Raw genomic sequence first — 15,029 nt, forward strand, 5'->3', positions numbered from 1 at the left:
GGGCCCAACGGCGGCCGCGCCGCGGGTGGATGAACCGATTCCGGGCTCGGCGCGCCGGCGGCGCAAGAGACTGGAGACCGGTGGCGCACACGTGCCCCGCGCCGCGGTGATCGCCGTACCGCATGAGTGTTCCCTGTAAGTTCGCTTGTGCGTACGGGTGTTGACGGGACCGACGTGACGGGGGTTGCGGCGTGGCGGGGAATCGGCCGGGTGACTGGCATGTGCTGGATCTGGAGCGGGATCCGACGCCGGGTGATCCGGACCGGGTGCGGAAGCTGTCGAAGGATCTGCTGGATTTCGCGGATGACGTGTCGGACGCGTTGCGGTTGATCAAGGGGATGGCGGGCGAGGACGCGGTCCTGGCGTGGGCGGGGAAGTCGGCGGAGGCGTTCCAGGCCGAGTTCTCGGGTGTGCCGAAGCAGTTGAAGAAGCTGAAGAAGTCGTACGAGATGGCGGGGGGTGCGCTCGGGGACTACTGGCCGAAGTTGGAGCGGGCGCAGGCGCTGGCGGACAAGGCGCTGGTGAAGGGGCGGGAGGCTCAGGCCGACCTCAGTTCGGCCAAGTCCCGGCTCGCGTCGGCTGATTCGTGGGTGACGCGGGCCGGCAAGGAGGCGGACAAGTACAAGGACGATCCGACGGGCAGCAAGGACGCGGAGAAGCCGGACGAGGCGAAGGTCCGTGCCGCGACGCGGGATGCGCAGCATGCCAAGTCGGCGCAGACCAGCGCCCGGTCGGACGTGACGGATGCGAACAGTGCGCTGGACGCGGCGAAGAAGATGGCCGCGGATGCCCGCAAGATGCGGGAGGAGGCGGCGCGGGACGCGAAGTCGAAGATCGACGAGGCGTCGGACGCGGGGATCCGTAACCGGAAGTGGTGGGAGGAGGTCGGGGACTGGTTCTCCGACAACTGGGACACCATCGTCACGGTGTGCAAGGTCGTGGTGGCCGTGCTCGGGATCGTGGCGATGATCATCGGGGGGCCGATCCTCGGCGCGATCGTGCTGATCGCGGCACTCGTCGTCCTCGCCGACACGCTCAACAAATACGCGAAGGGCCAGGCGTCTCTCTGGGATGTGGGCTTCGCCGCGCTGGACTGCATCCCCGGGATGAAGGGGCTCACCACCCTCGGCGGACTCGCCAAGGGACTCAAGGGCGGCCTCGCGGCGATGAAGGGGCTCAAGGGCGGGCTGAAGGGGATGAGCCTGGCGGCGCGGGGGCTGGGCAAGAACGCCCGCGGCATGCTCGCGGACGGTGCGAAGGGCGCGTACAACCGGCTCAAGAACGCGGTCCGCTCCAAGGGCAGCGACCCCGTGGACATGGCCACCGGAGCCATGTACTTCCCGGAGACCGACGTCAGTCTGCCCGGCAGCCTGCCCCTCGTCTTCACGCGCAGGGCCGCGTCCGACTACCGGACGGGCTGGTGGTTCGGTAGTACCTGGGCCTCCACGGTCGACCAGCGCCTGGAGGTCGACGGAGCCGGCGTCGTACTGGTCACCGAGGACGGATTGCTCCTCAGCTATGCCCATCCCGCAGAGCCGCAGCGATCGGTCCTTCCCGAGGCAGGCCCGCGTTTCCCCCTGACCCGTCTCGGTGATGGCCGCTACCACGTCGATGACCCGATCACCGGCATCACGCGTGAGTTCGACGTTCCGGTCGACGGCATCGCTCTCCTGAAGCGCATGTCCAACCGCAACGGTGAAACGATCGATTTCGATCACGCCCCCGACGGGACCCCGCTCGCGATCCGGCACTCCGGTGGCTACCGAATCGAGGTCACCGTCACTGACGGTCGGGTCGCGGCTCTTCACCTCGCGGGCGCGGGCGAGGACGGTTCGAGCCTCCTCCTGCGCTCTTACGGCTACACCGACGGCTGCCTCACCACCGTCGTCAACGCCACGGGCCATCCGATGCGGTTCACCTATGACGAGCGGCACCGCATCACGTCGTGGACCGATCGCAATGGCCGCGGCTACTCGTACGCGTACGACACGGCGGACCGATGCGTGGCGGAAGGAGGGGAGGCGGGGCACCTCAGCCTCAGCCTGGACTACGACGGCACCGACGCCGCGTGGCCCGATGCCCGGATCACCACCGTCACCACGGCGGAGGGCGCTGTCAGCCGGTTCGTCGTCAACGACAGGTGCCAGGTCGTCGCCGAGATCGATCCGCTCGGCGGCACGACCCGCACGTCATGGGACGAGCACCATCGGCCGACCTCCTGGACGGACGAGCTGGGCCACACCACGACCAGGAGCTACGACGACCTCGGCCGACTCCTCGAGGTCAGGCGCCCGGACGGTGCACCCGTGCGTCTCGCGTACGACACCCGGGGCTGCCTGGTCACCACCGTCCGCCCGGACGGCCAGGTGCTGCGTCGGGAGTACGACGCCCGCGGCAACTGCGTCACGGTCGTCAAGCCCGGTGGAGCGACCACGCGTTACACCTACGACGACGCCGGACACCTGTCCTCGGTGACCGATCCGGCAGGGGGCCTCACCCGGGTGCGGTGCAACCCGGCGGGCCTGGCCGAACACGTCACCGATCCCCTGGGCGGTGTCACCCGCTACGCACACGACGCCTTCGGCCGCGTGGCGACGGTCACGGACCCTCTGAGCCACATGACCTCCATGGAGTGGGGCGCGGACGGCGAACTGAGGCGGCGCACCGACGCGGACGGGCAGACGGAGGTGTGGACGTACGACGCCGAGGGGAACCGGGTCAGCCACACCGACGCCATCGGAGCTGTCACACGCTTCGAGTACGGCCACTTCAATCAGCTCGCGGCACGGACCGGGCCCGACGGCGTCCGCCACACCTTCGCGTACGACCCCTCCCTGCGGCTGACCAAGGTGGGCCGCCCTGACGGCCGTCACTGGACGTACGAGTACGACGTTGCGGGGCGACTCGCCTCGGAGACGGATTTCGACGGGCGGTCCAAGCGCTACGGCCGGGATGCCAAGGGCCAGGTCGTCCTGCGCACGAACGCGCTCGGGCAGACGGTCCGCATCACCAGGGACACCTTCGGTCGCATGACCGTCAAGGATGCGGACGGTGCCGTGAGTACGTACACCTACGACCTGAACGGCCGGCTCCGTGAGGCCGTGGGACCGGACGCCACGGTGGTCCTCCGGCGAGACCCCGAGGGACGCCTCCTTTCGGAGACCGTCAACGGCCGGACCACCGCCTTCACGCACGATGCGGCGGGGCGGACGCTGAGCCGCACCACCCCCACAGGTGTGACCAGCGCGAAGACGTACGACGGCCGTGGCGAGGTCGCCCGGGTCAGTACCGCGGGACGCACGCTCGACTTCCGCTACGACGACGCACGGCGACTGCTTTCCGTCGGCGTGGACGACGCTCTGTCGCTGAGCCGCGGGTACGACCGACTCGGCAGGGTCACGACGCAGGCCGTTGCCACCGGCGACGGGCGCACCGTGAGCGACCGCTCCTACCACTACCGCGCCGACGGGCATCTGATCGGCATCGACGGCCTCGACGGGGAGAGCCGGGGCTTCGAGCTGGATGCCGCCGGTCGTACCACCGCCGTACGCGCGGAGGACTGGCTGGAGACCTACGCGTACGACGAGAACGGAGCCCAGACGGATGCCGCCTGGCCGAGTCGGCACCCCGGCCGGGCGGCGGTGGGCCCTCGCGCCCACGGGGGCGGCCGGATCGTCGGGGCGGGAGCCACCCGTTATCGGTACGACGACCAAGGGCGGTTGATCCGTCGGCACCGCACGCGCCTCTCACGCAAGCCGGAGACCTGGGCCTACACGTGGGACGCGGAAGACCGGCTCACCTCCGTGCGCACCCCCGACGGGACGTGCTGGCGATACCGCTACGACCCGATGGGACGCCGCATCGCCAAGCAGCGTCTGGCCGTCGGGGGAACCGGCGTGGTGGAGGAGACCCGTTTCACCTGGGACGGAGCCACTCTCTGCGAGCAGGTCACGACCGACGCTGAAGGCACCCGGCCCGTGGCCCTGTCCTGGGAGTACGACGGGCTGCGCCCCATCGCCCAGACCGAACGCATCCTCACGGCCTCGCACGAAGAGATCGACTCACGGTTCTTCGCCATCGTCGCCGATCTGGTGGGTGCTCCCACCGAACTCGTCGGTGAGGACGGCAGCGTCGCCTGGCAGGCGCGGAGCACGCTGTGGGGTGTCACCGCCTGGAAGAGCGGAGGCCGCGCCTATACGCCGCTTCGGTCTCCTGGGCAGTACTACGACTCCGAGACCGGTCTGCACTACAACGTGCACCGCTACTACGACCCGGAGACGGCGGGTTACGTCAGCCCCGATCCGCTCGGTCTGGGGCCCGCTCCGAATCCCTTCCTCTACGTCCTCGATCCCCTTCTCATGGCCGACCCGCTCGGGCTCTACGAGATCGGCAAGCCGGACCCCGCGAGTCAGGCAGGGAATCTGCCGATGCTCGCCGACAAGATCGCGGCGCACGGAGACATCAAGAACCGAGGGATTCCGGGCGTCGACGACCTGGACGTGCCGGAGCACTTGGAGGATCTGATGACCAACTCCCCAGGTATCCGTATGCGAAGCACCACGTCGGGCAATCCTCGTTTCGCCTGGTGGGACGATGCGACGGGAACGATGCTGATCCGGGAAGGCGACAACGGGACCTTCATGCAGCCCGATGACGGCTATGAGTACTTCCTGAAGCAACTGAAGGAGTGATGGCGTTGACGCGGGCAGAGGGGCCCACCCCGGCGCGACGGGGCAGGAAGCGGGAACCGCGCGACGTGTTCCGATCCGCGCCGGACACGAGGACCGTGTGGGCGGGATTGCCGGCAGAGGTCCTGGAAGCCGTCGCCCGGTGCGACGCGGAGCGTCTTGAGGTGGAGCGGTCCCGGGTCGCACCGGCGCTGCGGGAGAGGATCACGACTCCCGTCTACTCGGTCGCCGATCGGTTCGCTTCCTGGGAGCGTGTGGTGCGCCGGATGGAGCCCGGCTGGTCGAGCGAGGACTTCTATCCCATCAGCGCCTACGAGAACGACCTCGACTCCCGTGACTCGCTTGAGCAGTTGATGCTCGGGATGCCCGCGGAGGCCCGGGAGGGAGCGCTGGGGCAACTGCTGGCGCGGTTGGACGAACGCTTCGCGGCCGCGAGCGTTCCGGATCCGGAACGATCCCTGCGCGCCTGGGTGCGTCCGACGAAGGAGCGTCCCGAGGCGGAACTCCCGCAGTGGTGGATGCGCAGGCCACTGCGTGATCCGTGGGATTGACCCGTCGGCGGGCAAAGGACCCCGTGGGTGCGCGTCCTTTTCCGGGACTTTCAGGTTCCGGCCGAGCCGGGTTTGATCTGCGTCACCTTAGGGGTACGATCCTCGGCTCGATTGGCCAGGGGGGCGTCCGGTATGGCAGACTAACGGGGTTGCTCGGTCGAGTGCCGATGCTGCGCGCCTCCCGCCGGGAGGACTGGAAGCGAGTCCCACAGTACTCGTCGCCCAATCTGTCGAGAGGCAGCGCTGGGGCGGACGTACGGGAATCTTCCGGGAAGTGTCAGCGGGGTGCCGACCAGGTGCCCGGTGGGTGTTCAGCCCCCGGTCTCGCGGTTGCTTTCGGGCGGAGCCGCGTCCCTGGCAGGGAAATCCTTGACGGATATCTCTGTCGCCAGGAGCGCGACACACCCGACCGCGTGGGTCGGAGACACAGGACGCGAACCCCCGAGTGCCAGAGCGTTTTCCGAGACAAAGGACTACTGAGTAGCCATGGCGGGACAGAAGATCCGCATCCGGCTCAAGGCCTACGACCACGAGGTCATCGACTCCTCGGCGAAGAAGATCGTCGAGACGGTGACCCGCACTGGTGCGTCGGTCGCGGGCCCGGTGCCGCTGCCCACTGAGAAGAACGTGTACTGCGTCATCAAGTCGCCGCACAAGTACAAGGACTCTCGCGAGCACTTCGAGATGCGCACGCACAAGCGCCTCATCGACATCCTCGACCCCACGCCCAAGACCGTTGACTCTCTGATGCGACTCGACCTTCCGGCCGGTGTCGACATCGAGATCAAGCTCTAGGGATCGGTGATCTGAGAATGGCTAAGCAGATCAAGGGCATCCTCGGCGAGAAGCTCGGCATGACGCAGGTGTGGGACGAGAACAACCGTGTTGTTCCGGTCACCGTCGTCAAGGCCGGCCCGAACGTCGTGACCCAGGTTCGTACGAACGACGTCGACGGCTACGAGTCCGTCCAGATCGCGTTCGGCGAGATCGACCCGCGCAAGGTGAACAAGCCCCTCAAGGGCCACTTCGCGAAGGCCGACGTCACTCCCCGCCGCCACCTCGTCGAGATCCGTACCGCTGACGCCAGCGAGTACACCCTCGGCCAGGAGATCACCGCTGAGGTGTTCGAGGCCGGCATCAAGGTGGACGTGACCGGCAAGAGCAAGGGCAAGGGCTTCGCCGGTGTCATGAAGCGTCACAACTTCAAGGGCCTCGGCGCCGGACACGGCACCCAGCGCAAGCACCGCTCCCCCGGCTCCATCGGTGGCTGTGCCACCCCGGGCCGTGTGTTCAAGGGCCTCCGCATGGCGGGTCGCATGGGCAACGAGCGGGTCACCACCCAGAACCTGACCGTTCACGCCGTTGACGCGGAGAAGGGCCTGCTCCTCATCAAGGGCGCGGTTCCTGGTCCGAACGGCGGCCTCGTCCTGGTCCGCACCGCGGCCAAGGGGGCCTGAGGACTATGACCACCATTGACATTCTGTCGCCCTCCGGCGACAACGCCGGGACCGTCGAGCTCCCGGCCGAGATCTTCGACGTCGAGAAGATCAGCATTCCGCTGCTTCACCAGGTCGTCGTCGCGCAGCTGGCCGCCGCCCGTCAGGGCACGCACAAGGTCAAGCGTCGTGGCGAGGTCCGCGGTGGCGGTAAGAAGCCTTACCGCCAGAAGGGCACCGGCCGCGCGCGCCAGGGTTCGACCCGTGCGCCGCAGTTCGCCGGCGGTGGCGTCGTCCACGGCCCCACCCCGCGTGACTACTCGCAGCGGACCCCGAAGAAGATGAAGGCCGCGGCCCTGCGCCACGCCCTCACCGACCGGGCCCGCAACGCTCGCATCCACGTCATCACCGGCGTGATCGAGGGCGAGACCCCCTCCACCAAGGCCGCCAAGAGCTTCCTCGGCAAGGTCAGCGAGCGCAAGAACGTGCTCCTGGTCATCGAGCGCTCCGACGAGGCCGCGCTGCTCTCCGCGCGCAACCTGCCCCAGGTCCACATCCTGGAGCCGGGCCAGCTGAACACGTACGACGTTCTCGTCTCGGACGACGTGGTCTTCACCCAGGCCGCTTTCGAGTCCTTCGTGTCTGGCCCCCAGGCCGCTGACACCGAAGGGAGCGAAGCCTGATGGCTACGCGTCACCCGAGCATTGCCTCCAAGGCGGCCAAGGCCGCCAAGGCCGCGCGCGTCGCCAAGGCGAAGCGCCACGAGGCCGAGGGCAAGAACACCGTCGAGACCCCGCTGAGCAAGAGCTTCACGGACCCCCGTGACGTCCTCCTCAAGCCGGTCGTCTCGGAGAAGAGCTACGCGCTGCTCGACGAGGGCAAGTACACCTTCGTCGTGGACCCGCGGGCCAACAAGACCCAGATCAAGCAGGCCGTCCAGGCGGTCTTCTCGGTCAAGGTCACCGGGGTCAACACGATCAACCGTCAGGGCAAGCGCAAGCGGACCAAGACGGGCTTCGGCAAGCGTGCTGACAGCAAGCGCGCGATCGTGACCCTCGCTGAGGGCGACCGTATCGACATCTTCGGCCAGGCCTCCTAACGGAGCGCCCTGGTCCGAATATCGGACGAGGACTGAGAAATGGGAATCCGCAAGTACAAGCCGACTACGCCGGGCCGTCGTGGCTCCAGCGTCGCCGACTTCGTCGAGGTCACGCGGTCCACGCCGGAGAAGTCGCTGGTCCGCCCGCTGCACAGCAAGGGCGGCCGTAACAACGCCGGTCGTGTGACCGTTCGCCACCAGGGTGGCGGACACAAGCGCGCCTACCGCGTGATCGACTTCCGTCGTCACGACAAGGACGGCGTGCCGGCGAAGGTCGCGCACATCGAGTACGACCCCAACCGCACCGCGCGCATCGCGCTGCTTCACTACGCGGACGGCGAGAAGCGCTACATCCTCGCCCCCCGCAACCTGTCGCAGGGTGACCGCGTCGAGAACGGTCCCGGGGCCGACATCAAGCCGGGCAACAACCTGGCGCTCCGCAACATCCCGGTCGGTACCACGATCCACGCGATCGAGATCCGTCCCGGTGGCGGTGCCAAGTTCGCTCGCTCCGCGGGTGCCTCGGTGCAGCTGCTCGCGAAGGAGGGCACCATGGCCCACCTCCGCATGCCTTCGGGTGAGATCCGCCTGGTCGACCAGCGCTGCCGCGCCACGGTCGGCGAGGTCGGCAACGCCGAGCAGAGCAACATCAACTGGGGTAAGGCCGGCCGTAAGCGCTGGCTGGGCGTTCGCCCGACCGTCCGCGGTGTGGCGATGAACCCGGTTGACCACCCGCACGGTGGTGGTGAGGGCAAGACCTCCGGTGGTCGCCACCCGGTCTCGCCGTGGGGTCAGAAGGAGGGTCGTACTCGTTCGCCGAAGAAGGCTTCGAACAAGTACATCGTCCGCCGCCGCAAGACGAACAAGAAGCGCTAGGAGCGGGTTTAGATGCCGCGCAGTCTCAAGAAGGGACCCTTCGTCGACGGACACCTCGTAAAGAAGGTGGACGCTCAGAACGAAGCCGGTACCAAGAACGTCATCAAGACCTGGTCCCGTCGCTCGATGATCATCCCGGCCATGCTCGGCCACACGATCGCGGTGCACAACGGCAAGACCCACATTCCGGTGTTTGTCACCGAGTCGATGGTCGGCCACAAGCTCGGCGAGTTCTCGCCGACGCGCACCTTCCGGGGTCACGTCAAGGACGACCGGAAGTCGAAGCGCCGCTAGTAGCGGGGTGGAATGACCATGACAGACACTGGAAGGACAACCATGGAAGCCAGGGCCCAGGCGCGGTACATCCGCGTTACGCCCATGAAGGCCCGCCGAGTGGTGGACCTTATCCGTGGCATGGATGCCACGGAGGCTCAGGCGGTCCTGCGTTTCGCCCCGCAGGCCGCGAGCGTGCCGGTCGGCAAGGTGCTTGACAGCGCCATTGCCAACGCCGCGCACAACTACGACCACACCGACGCCGACAGCCTCTTCATCTCCGAGGCGTACGTCGACGAGGGTCCGACCCTGAAGCGGTTCCGTCCGCGCGCCCAGGGCCGTGCCTACCGGATCCGCAAGCGGACCAGCCACATCACCGTGGTCGTCAGCAGCAAGGAAGGAACCCGGTAATGGGCCAGAAGGTTAACCCGCATGGGTTCCGGCTCGGCATCACCACGGACTTCAAGTCCCGCTGGTACGCCGACAAGCTGTACAAGGACTACGTCAAGGAAGACGTCGCCATCCGTCGGATGATGACGTCCGGCATGGAGCGCGCCGGCATCTCGAAGGTTGAGATCGAGCGCACCCGTGACCGCGTGCGGGTGGACATCCACACCGCGCGTCCCGGCATCGTCATCGGCCGCCGTGGCGCCGAGGCCGACCGCATCCGCGGCGACCTCGAGAAGCTCACGGGCAAGCAGGTCCAGCTGAACATCCTCGAGGTCAAGAACCCCGAGACGGATGCTCAGCTCGTGGCCCAGGCCGTTGCCGAGCAGCTGTCCTCCCGCGTCTCCTTCCGTCGCGCCATGCGTAAGAGCATGCAGTCGGCGATGAAGGCGGGCGCCAAGGGCATCAAGATCCAGTGCGGTGGCCGCCTCGGCGGCGCCGAGATGTCCCGCTCGGAGTTCTACCGCGAGGGCCGTGTGCCCCTGCACACGCTCCGCGCGAACGTCGACTACGGCTTCTTCGAGGCCAAGACGACCTTCGGCCGCATCGGTGTGAAGGTCTGGATCTACAAGGGCGACGTCAAGAACATCGCCGAGGTCCGCGCCGAGAACGCCGCTGCCCGTGCCGGCAACCGCCCGGCCCGTGGCGGCGCTGACCGCCCGGCCGGCCGTGGTGGCCGCGGTGGCGAGCGTGGCGGTCGCGGTCGTAAGCCGCAGCAGGCTCCGGCTGCCGAGGCCCCCAAGGCCGAGGCTCCCGCCGCCGCTCCGGCTGAGAGCACCGGAACGGAGGCCTGACCGACATGCTGATCCCCCGTAGGGTCAAGCACCGCAAGCAGCACCACCCGAAGCGCCGCGGTATGGCCAAGGGCGGTACGACGGTTGCGTTCGGCGAGTACGGCATTCAGGCCCTCACGCCGGCGTACGTGACCAACCGCCAGATCGAGGCGGCTCGTATCGCGATGACCCGCCACATCAAGCGTGGCGGCAAGGTCTGGATCAACATCTACCCGGACCGCCCGCTCACGAAGAAGCCTGCCGAGACCCGCATGGGTTCCGGTAAGGGTTCCCCGGAGTGGTGGATCGCGAACGTGCACCCGGGCCGGGTCATGTTCGAACTGTCCTACCCCAACGAGAAGATCGCCCGTGAGGCCCTCACTCGCGCAGCCCACAAGCTGCCGATGAAGTGCCGGATCGTCAAGCGCGAGGCAGGTGAAGCGTGATGTCGGCCGGTACCAAGGCGTCCGAGCTGCGCGAACTGGGTGACGAGGAGCTTCTCGCGAAGCTCCGCGAAGCCAAGGAAGAGCTGTTCAACCTCCGCTTCCAGGCGGCGACCGGTCAGCTCGAGAACCACGGTCGGCTGAAGGCCGTCCGCAAGGACATCGCGCGGATCTACACCCTGATGCGTGAGCGCGAGCTGGGCATCGAGACGGTGGAGAGCGCCTGATGAGCGAGAGCAACGTGACTGAGCAGAAGACCGAGCGCGGCTTCCGCAAGACCCGTGAGGGTCTGGTCGTCAGCGACAAGATGGACAAGACCGTCGTCGTCGCCGTCGAGGACCGCGTGAAGCACGCCCTGTACGGCAAGGTCATCCGCCGTACGAGCAAGCTCAAGGCCCACGACGAGCAGAACGCCGCCGGCGTCGGCGACCGCGTCCTCCTCATGGAGACCCGGCCGCTGTCCTCGACGAAGCGCTGGCGCATCGTCGAGATCCTCGAGAAGGCCAAGTAATTACCTGAGGGGTTTCCCTCAGGTTCGTTCCGCCAGGCTCGGGGCGGGGCCGTCCTAGACGGCCCCGCCCCGGGAACCGGCAGACAATCAGGAGATAGACGTGATCCAGCAGGAGTCGCGACTGCGTGTCGCCGACAACACTGGTGCGAAGGAAATCCTTTGCATCCGTGTGCTCGGTGGCTCCGGTCGCCGCTACGCGGGCATCGGTGACGTCATCGTCGCCACCGTCAAGGACGCGATCCCCGGCGGCAACGTGAAGAAGGGTGACGTCGTCAAGGCCGTCATCGTTCGCACCGTCAAGGAGCGCCGCCGTCCGGACGGCTCGTACATCCGCTTCGACGAGAACGCCGCCGTCATTCTGAAGAACGACGGCGACCCTCGTGGCACCCGTATCTTCGGCCCCGTCGGCCGTGAGCTGCGCGAGAAGAAGTTCATGAAGATCATCTCGCTCGCGCCGGAGGTGCTGTAAGCATGAAGATCAAGAAGGGCGACCTGGTCCAGGTCATCACCGGTAAGGACAAGGGCAAGCAGGGCAAGGTCATTGCCGCTTACCCGCGCGAGGAGCGCGTCCTGGTCGAGGGTGTCAACCGGGTCAAGAAGCACACGAAGGCCGGTCCGACCGCCAAGGGCTCGCAGGCCGGTGGCATCGTCACGACCGAGGCGCCCGTCCACGTCTCCAACGTCCAGCTGGTCGTTGAGAAGGACGGCAACAAGGTCGTCACGCGCGTCGGTTACCGCTTCGACGAAGAGGGCAACAAGATCCGCGTTGCCAAGCGGACGGGTGAGGACATCTGATGGCTACCACCACCACTCCGCGTCTCAAGACGAAGTACCGCGAGGAGATCGCGGCGAAGCTGCAGGAAGAGTTCTCCTACGAGAACGTCATGCAGACGCCGGGCCTCGTCAAGATCGTGGTCAACATGGGTGTCGGCGACGCCGCCCGTGACTCGAAGCTCATGGACGGTGCCGTCCGTGACCTGACCACGATCACCGGTCAGAAGCCGGCCATCACCAAGGCCCGCAAGTCCATCGCGCAGTTCAAGCTGCGTGAGGGTCAGCCGATCGGTGCCCACGTCACGCTCCGTGGCGACCGCATGTGGGAGTTCCTGGACCGCACCCTGTCGCTCGCGCTCCCGCGCATCCGCGACTTCCGTGGTCTGTCCCCCAAGCAGTTCGACGGCCGTGGCAACTACACCTTCGGTCTCACGGAGCAGGTCATGTTCCACGAGATCGACCAGGACAAGATCGACCGTACCCGGGGCATGGACATCACCGTGGTGACCACGGCGACCAACGACGCTGAGGGCCGCGCCCTTCTCCGTCACCTCGGCTTCCCCTTCAAGGAGGCGTAAGCGAGATGGCGAAGAAGGCTCTGATTGCCAAGGCTGCTCGTAAGCCCAAGTTCGGTGTGCGTGGCTACACGCGCTGCCAGCGCTGCGGTCGTCCGCACTCCGTGTACCGCAAGTTCGGCCTCTGCCGCGTGTGCCTTCGTGAGATGGCTCACCGTGGCGAGCTGCCGGGCGTGACCAAGAGCTCCTGGTAGTCCCCGTAATTCTGGGATTCCAGGGCTCTCGGTAAGCAATGGGCTCTGTCGGGTGCCCAGCTCTCCATGGCTTAGGCTAGGAGGGTTGGGCGCCTGACGCCCACACGACTTACTACGCCGTAGGTCCCCGCACCGCACCCGTCCCGCCCATGAGTGGGGAGAGGGATGGCGCATACAGGAAACCCCGGCGAGAGAGGCCGAAGGCCAATTCATGACCATGACTGATCCGATCGCAGACATGCTTACGCGTCTGCGTAACGCGAACTCGGCGTACCACGACACCGTGGGTATGCCGCACAGCAAGATCAAGTCGCACATCGCGGAGATCCTCCAGCAGGAGGGCTTCATCACGGGCTGGAAGGTCGAGGACGCCGAGGTCGGCAAGAACCTCGTTCTCGAGCTGAAGTTCGGCCCGAACCGTGAGCGCTCCATCGCGGGCATCAAGCGGATCTCCAAGCCCGGTCTCCGGGTTTACGCGAAGTCCACCAACCTGCCCAAGGTTCTGGGCGGCCTCGGCGTGGCGATCATCTCCACGTCGCACGGGCTCCTGACCGACAAGCAGGCCGGCAAGAAGGGCGTAGGCGGAGAAGTCCTCGCCTACGTCTGGTAGCGGAAGGGAACGGAGGAAACAGCTATGTCGCGTATTGGCAAGCTCCCCATCACGGTTCCCGCCGGCGTGGACGTCACCATCGACGGCCAGACGGTCTCGGTCAAGGGCCCCAAGGGCTCGCTGACCCACACCGTCGTGGCGCCGATCGAGATCGCCAAGGGTGAGGACGGCGTTCTGAACGTCACCCGCCCCAACGACGAGCGTCAGAACAAGGCCCTCCACGGCCTGTCCCGCACGCTGGTGGCGAACATGATCACCGGCGTGACCGAGGGTTACGTGAAGAAGCTCGAGATCAGCGGTGTCGGTTACCGCGTCCTGGCGAAGGGCTCCAACCTGGAGTTCTCGCTCGGTTACAGCCACTCGATCACTGTCGAGGCCCCCGAGGGCATCACCTTCAAGGTGGAAGCCCCGACCCGTTTCTCGGTCGAGGGCATCGACAAGCAGAAGGTCGGCGAGGTTGCGGCCAACATCCGCAAGCTGCGCAAGCCCGACCCGTACAAGGCCAAGGGCGTCAAGTACGAAGGCGAAGTCATCCGCCGCAAGGTCGGAAAGGCGGGTAAGTAAGCCATGGCATACGGTGTCAAGATTGCTAAGGGCGACGCTTACAAGCGTGCTGCCATCAAGCGTCGTCACATCCGCATCCGTAAGCACATCTCGGGTACGGCTGAGCGTCCGCGCCTGGTCGTGACGCGCTCCAACCGCCACATCGTGGCCCAGGTCATCGACGACGTTCAGGGTCACACCCTCGCGTCGGCGTCGACCCTGGACACCACGATCCGTGGTGGCGAGGGCGACAAGTCCGCGCAGGCCAAGTCGGTCGGCGCCCTGGTCGCCGAGCGCGCCAAGGCCGCCGGTGTCGAGGCTGTCGTGTTCGACCGTGGTGGAAACCAGTACGCCGGGCGCATCGCCGCCCTGGCGGACGCCGCCCGCGAAGCCGGGCTCAAGTTCTGAGCCGCTTCCGTAGCTAGCGGAAAGAGAGAGGTAATCCAATGGCTGGACCCCAGCGCCGTGGAAGCGGTGCCGGTGGCGGCGAGCGGCGGGACCGGAAGGGCCGTGACGGCGGCGCTGCTGCCGCCGAGAAGACCGCGTACGTTGAGCGCGTTGTCGCGATCAACCGCGTCGCCAAGGTTGTGAAGGGTGGTCGTCGCTTCAGCTTCACCGCGCTTGTCGTGGTAGGCGATGGTGACGGCACCGTCGGTGTCGGTTACGGCAAGGCCAAGGAGGTGCCGGCCGCGATCGCCAAGGGTGTTGAAGAGGCCAAGAAGCACTTCTTCAAGGTCCCCCGTATCCAGGGCACCATCCCGCACCCGATCACGGGCGAGAAGGCCGCGGGCGTCGTCCTGCTCAAGCCTGCTTCCCCCGGTACCGGCGTTATCGCCGGTGGTCCCGTGCGTGCAGTGCTCGAGTGCGCCGGCGTTCACGACATCCTGTCGAAGTCGCTCGGTTCTTCGAACGCGATCAACATCGTGCACGCGACCGTGGCGGCCCTCAAGGGCCTGCAGCGTCCCGAGGAGATCGCGGCTCGCCGTGGTCTGCCCCTCGAGGACGTCGCCCCCGCGGCTCTGCTTCGTGCGCGTGCCGGGGCGGGTGCGTAATGGCTCGCCTCAAGGTCACGCAGACGAAGTCGTACATCGGCAGCAAGCAGAACCACCGTGACACCCTGCGCTCCCTTGGTCTCAAGGGCATCAACACGCAGGTCGTCAAGGAGGACCGCCCCGAGTTCCGCGGAATGGTGCACACCGTCCGCCACCTCGTGACGGTCGAGGAGGTCGACTAGAT

22 protein-coding genes are annotated in these 15,029 nt (G+C 67.0%); all 22 read left to right on the forward strand.

Annotated features, from left to right (window positions below):
* The first annotated feature begins 191 nt into the window (after positions 1 to 191).
* The 22 genes from ACFYYF_RS06160 to rpmD all read left to right on the forward strand — a co-directional run bounded on the left by ACFYYF_RS06160 (position 192) and on the right by rpmD (position 15,027).
* Positions 192 to 4,691: a DUF6531 domain-containing protein gene (locus ACFYYF_RS06160; protein WP_388771985.1), complete on the forward strand. Its 4,500-nt coding sequence runs from the start codon at positions 192 to 194 to the stop codon at positions 4,689 to 4,691.
* 107 nt (positions 4,692 to 4,798) lie between these two features.
* Positions 4,799 to 5,239, forward strand: a complete 441-nt coding sequence (locus ACFYYF_RS06165) for a hypothetical protein (protein ID WP_388771987.1) — start codon at positions 4,799 to 4,801, stop codon at positions 5,237 to 5,239.
* Between the two features lie 486 nt (positions 5,240 to 5,725).
* A complete protein-coding gene (gene rpsJ / locus ACFYYF_RS06170; protein ID WP_003948644.1) occupies positions 5,726 to 6,034 on the forward strand; it encodes a 30S ribosomal protein S10 in 309 nt (102 codons plus the stop codon).
* 17 nt (positions 6,035 to 6,051) lie between these two features.
* A complete protein-coding gene (gene rplC, locus ACFYYF_RS06175; protein WP_020135811.1) occupies positions 6,052 to 6,696 on the forward strand; it encodes a 50S ribosomal protein L3 in 645 nt (214 codons plus the stop codon).
* Between the two features lie 5 nt (positions 6,697 to 6,701).
* Positions 6,702 to 7,358, forward strand: coding sequence for a 50S ribosomal protein L4 (gene rplD, locus ACFYYF_RS06180; RefSeq protein WP_103549183.1), 657 nt, complete (start codon positions 6,702 to 6,704; stop codon positions 7,356 to 7,358).
* Entirely contained in the window at positions 7,358 to 7,774 is a 417-nt protein-coding gene (gene rplW, locus ACFYYF_RS06185) for a 50S ribosomal protein L23 (protein ID WP_037626998.1), read from the forward strand. Before rplD ends, rplW begins: the two co-directional genes overlap by 1 nt.
* Positions 7,775 to 7,813: 39 nt before the next feature.
* The gene (gene rplB / locus ACFYYF_RS06190) at positions 7,814 to 8,650 is read left to right on the forward strand and encodes a 50S ribosomal protein L2 (RefSeq protein WP_020132633.1); all 837 of its coding nucleotides are present in this window, start codon (positions 7,814 to 7,816) and stop codon (positions 8,648 to 8,650) included.
* A 12-nt stretch (positions 8,651 to 8,662) separates the two neighbouring features.
* Positions 8,663 to 8,944, forward strand: a complete 282-nt coding sequence (gene rpsS / locus ACFYYF_RS06195; RefSeq protein WP_015035577.1) for a 30S ribosomal protein S19 — start codon at positions 8,663 to 8,665, stop codon at positions 8,942 to 8,944.
* A 42-nt stretch (positions 8,945 to 8,986) separates the two neighbouring features.
* Positions 8,987 to 9,334 (forward strand): 50S ribosomal protein L22, encoded by a 348-nt coding sequence (rplV, locus tag ACFYYF_RS06200; protein ID WP_003974262.1) that lies wholly within the window; start codon positions 8,987 to 8,989, stop codon positions 9,332 to 9,334.
* On the forward strand, positions 9,334 to 10,164 hold the full coding sequence (gene rpsC / locus ACFYYF_RS06205; protein ID WP_037747976.1) for a 30S ribosomal protein S3: 831 nt from the start codon (positions 9,334 to 9,336) through the stop codon (positions 10,162 to 10,164). Before rplV ends, rpsC begins: the two co-directional genes overlap by 1 nt.
* 5 nt (positions 10,165 to 10,169) lie before the next feature.
* A complete protein-coding gene (rplP, locus tag ACFYYF_RS06210) occupies positions 10,170 to 10,589 on the forward strand; it encodes a 50S ribosomal protein L16 (RefSeq protein WP_007443989.1) in 420 nt (139 codons plus the stop codon).
* Complete coding sequence (gene rpmC, locus ACFYYF_RS06215) at positions 10,589 to 10,813, forward strand: 50S ribosomal protein L29 (RefSeq protein WP_003998824.1); 225 nt, start codon at positions 10,589 to 10,591, stop codon at positions 10,811 to 10,813. The genes rplP and rpmC overlap by 1 nt, the downstream gene beginning before the upstream one ends.
* On the forward strand, positions 10,813 to 11,097 hold the full coding sequence (gene rpsQ / locus ACFYYF_RS06220; RefSeq protein WP_181863401.1) for a 30S ribosomal protein S17: 285 nt from the start codon (positions 10,813 to 10,815) through the stop codon (positions 11,095 to 11,097). Before rpmC ends, rpsQ begins: the two co-directional genes overlap by 1 nt.
* 100 nt (positions 11,098 to 11,197) lie before the next feature.
* Positions 11,198 to 11,566 carry a 50S ribosomal protein L14 gene (gene rplN, locus ACFYYF_RS06225; RefSeq protein WP_003998823.1) on the forward strand — a complete coding sequence of 123 codons (369 nt, stop codon included), beginning with the start codon at positions 11,198 to 11,200 and terminating at the stop codon, positions 11,564 to 11,566.
* 2 nt (positions 11,567 to 11,568) lie between these two features.
* A complete protein-coding gene (gene rplX, locus ACFYYF_RS06230; protein WP_361676700.1) occupies positions 11,569 to 11,892 on the forward strand; it encodes a 50S ribosomal protein L24 in 324 nt (107 codons plus the stop codon).
* On the forward strand, positions 11,892 to 12,449 hold the full coding sequence (gene rplE, locus ACFYYF_RS06235; protein ID WP_037626984.1) for a 50S ribosomal protein L5: 558 nt from the start codon (positions 11,892 to 11,894) through the stop codon (positions 12,447 to 12,449). Before rplX ends, rplE begins: the two co-directional genes overlap by 1 nt.
* 5 nt (positions 12,450 to 12,454) lie before the next feature.
* Positions 12,455 to 12,640, forward strand: coding sequence for a type Z 30S ribosomal protein S14 (locus tag ACFYYF_RS06240; RefSeq protein WP_003948630.1), 186 nt, complete (start codon positions 12,455 to 12,457; stop codon positions 12,638 to 12,640).
* 211 nt (positions 12,641 to 12,851) lie between these two features.
* Positions 12,852 to 13,250: a 30S ribosomal protein S8 gene (gene rpsH, locus ACFYYF_RS06245; protein WP_010986352.1), complete on the forward strand. Its 399-nt coding sequence runs from the start codon at positions 12,852 to 12,854 to the stop codon at positions 13,248 to 13,250.
* 24 nt (positions 13,251 to 13,274) lie between these two features.
* Positions 13,275 to 13,814, forward strand: a complete 540-nt coding sequence (gene rplF, locus ACFYYF_RS06250; RefSeq protein WP_361676696.1) for a 50S ribosomal protein L6 — start codon at positions 13,275 to 13,277, stop codon at positions 13,812 to 13,814.
* 3 nt (positions 13,815 to 13,817) lie between these two features.
* Positions 13,818 to 14,201 carry a 50S ribosomal protein L18 gene (gene rplR / locus ACFYYF_RS06255; RefSeq protein WP_361676693.1) on the forward strand — a complete coding sequence of 128 codons (384 nt, stop codon included), beginning with the start codon at positions 13,818 to 13,820 and terminating at the stop codon, positions 14,199 to 14,201.
* A gap of 38 nt (positions 14,202 to 14,239) precedes the next feature.
* Positions 14,240 to 14,845, forward strand: coding sequence for a 30S ribosomal protein S5 (gene rpsE, locus ACFYYF_RS06260; RefSeq protein ID WP_006376045.1), 606 nt, complete (start codon positions 14,240 to 14,242; stop codon positions 14,843 to 14,845).
* A complete protein-coding gene (gene rpmD, locus ACFYYF_RS06265) occupies positions 14,845 to 15,027 on the forward strand; it encodes a 50S ribosomal protein L30 (RefSeq protein ID WP_055553514.1) in 183 nt (60 codons plus the stop codon). Before rpsE ends, rpmD begins: the two co-directional genes overlap by 1 nt.
* The last annotated feature ends 2 nt before the right edge of the window (positions 15,028 to 15,029 follow it).

The organism is Streptomyces sp. NPDC001914, assembly GCF_042891215.1.
Taxonomy (GTDB): Bacteria; Actinomycetota; Actinomycetes; order Streptomycetales; family Streptomycetaceae; genus Streptomyces.

Bases quoted from the DNA above. Each gene is read 5' to 3' on its own strand.
- rpsQ (WP_181863401.1), top strand. From the start codon at position 10,813: ATGAGCGAGAGCAACGTGACTGAGCAGAAGACCGAGCGCGGCTTCCGC.
- rpmD (WP_055553514.1), top strand. From the start codon at position 14,845: ATGGCTCGCCTCAAGGTCACGCAGACGAAGTCGTACATCGGCAGCAAG.
- rplC (WP_020135811.1), top strand. From the start codon at position 6,052: ATGGCTAAGCAGATCAAGGGCATCCTCGGCGAGAAGCTCGGCATGACG.
- rplE (WP_037626984.1), top strand. From the start codon at position 11,892: ATGGCTACCACCACCACTCCGCGTCTCAAGACGAAGTACCGCGAGGAG.
- rplW (WP_037626998.1), top strand. From the start codon at position 7,358: ATGGCTACGCGTCACCCGAGCATTGCCTCCAAGGCGGCCAAGGCCGCC.
- rplP (WP_007443989.1), top strand. From the start codon at position 10,170: ATGCTGATCCCCCGTAGGGTCAAGCACCGCAAGCAGCACCACCCGAAG.
- rplF (WP_361676696.1), top strand. From the start codon at position 13,275: ATGTCGCGTATTGGCAAGCTCCCCATCACGGTTCCCGCCGGCGTGGAC.
- rpmC (WP_003998824.1), top strand. From the start codon at position 10,589: ATGTCGGCCGGTACCAAGGCGTCCGAGCTGCGCGAACTGGGTGACGAG.
- rplD (WP_103549183.1), top strand. From the start codon at position 6,702: ATGACCACCATTGACATTCTGTCGCCCTCCGGCGACAACGCCGGGACC.
- rpsS (WP_015035577.1), top strand. From the start codon at position 8,663: ATGCCGCGCAGTCTCAAGAAGGGACCCTTCGTCGACGGACACCTCGTA.
- rpsE (WP_006376045.1), top strand. From the start codon at position 14,240: ATGGCTGGACCCCAGCGCCGTGGAAGCGGTGCCGGTGGCGGCGAGCGG.
- ACFYYF_RS06240 (WP_003948630.1), top strand. From the start codon at position 12,455: ATGGCGAAGAAGGCTCTGATTGCCAAGGCTGCTCGTAAGCCCAAGTTC.
- rpsC (WP_037747976.1), top strand. From the start codon at position 9,334: ATGGGCCAGAAGGTTAACCCGCATGGGTTCCGGCTCGGCATCACCACG.
- rpsH (WP_010986352.1), top strand. From the start codon at position 12,852: ATGACCATGACTGATCCGATCGCAGACATGCTTACGCGTCTGCGTAAC.
- rpsJ (WP_003948644.1), top strand. From the start codon at position 5,726: ATGGCGGGACAGAAGATCCGCATCCGGCTCAAGGCCTACGACCACGAG.
- rplR (WP_361676693.1), top strand. From the start codon at position 13,818: ATGGCATACGGTGTCAAGATTGCTAAGGGCGACGCTTACAAGCGTGCT.
- rplX (WP_361676700.1), top strand. From the start codon at position 11,569: ATGAAGATCAAGAAGGGCGACCTGGTCCAGGTCATCACCGGTAAGGAC.
- rplB (WP_020132633.1), top strand. From the start codon at position 7,814: ATGGGAATCCGCAAGTACAAGCCGACTACGCCGGGCCGTCGTGGCTCC.
- rplV (WP_003974262.1), top strand. From the start codon at position 8,987: ATGGAAGCCAGGGCCCAGGCGCGGTACATCCGCGTTACGCCCATGAAG.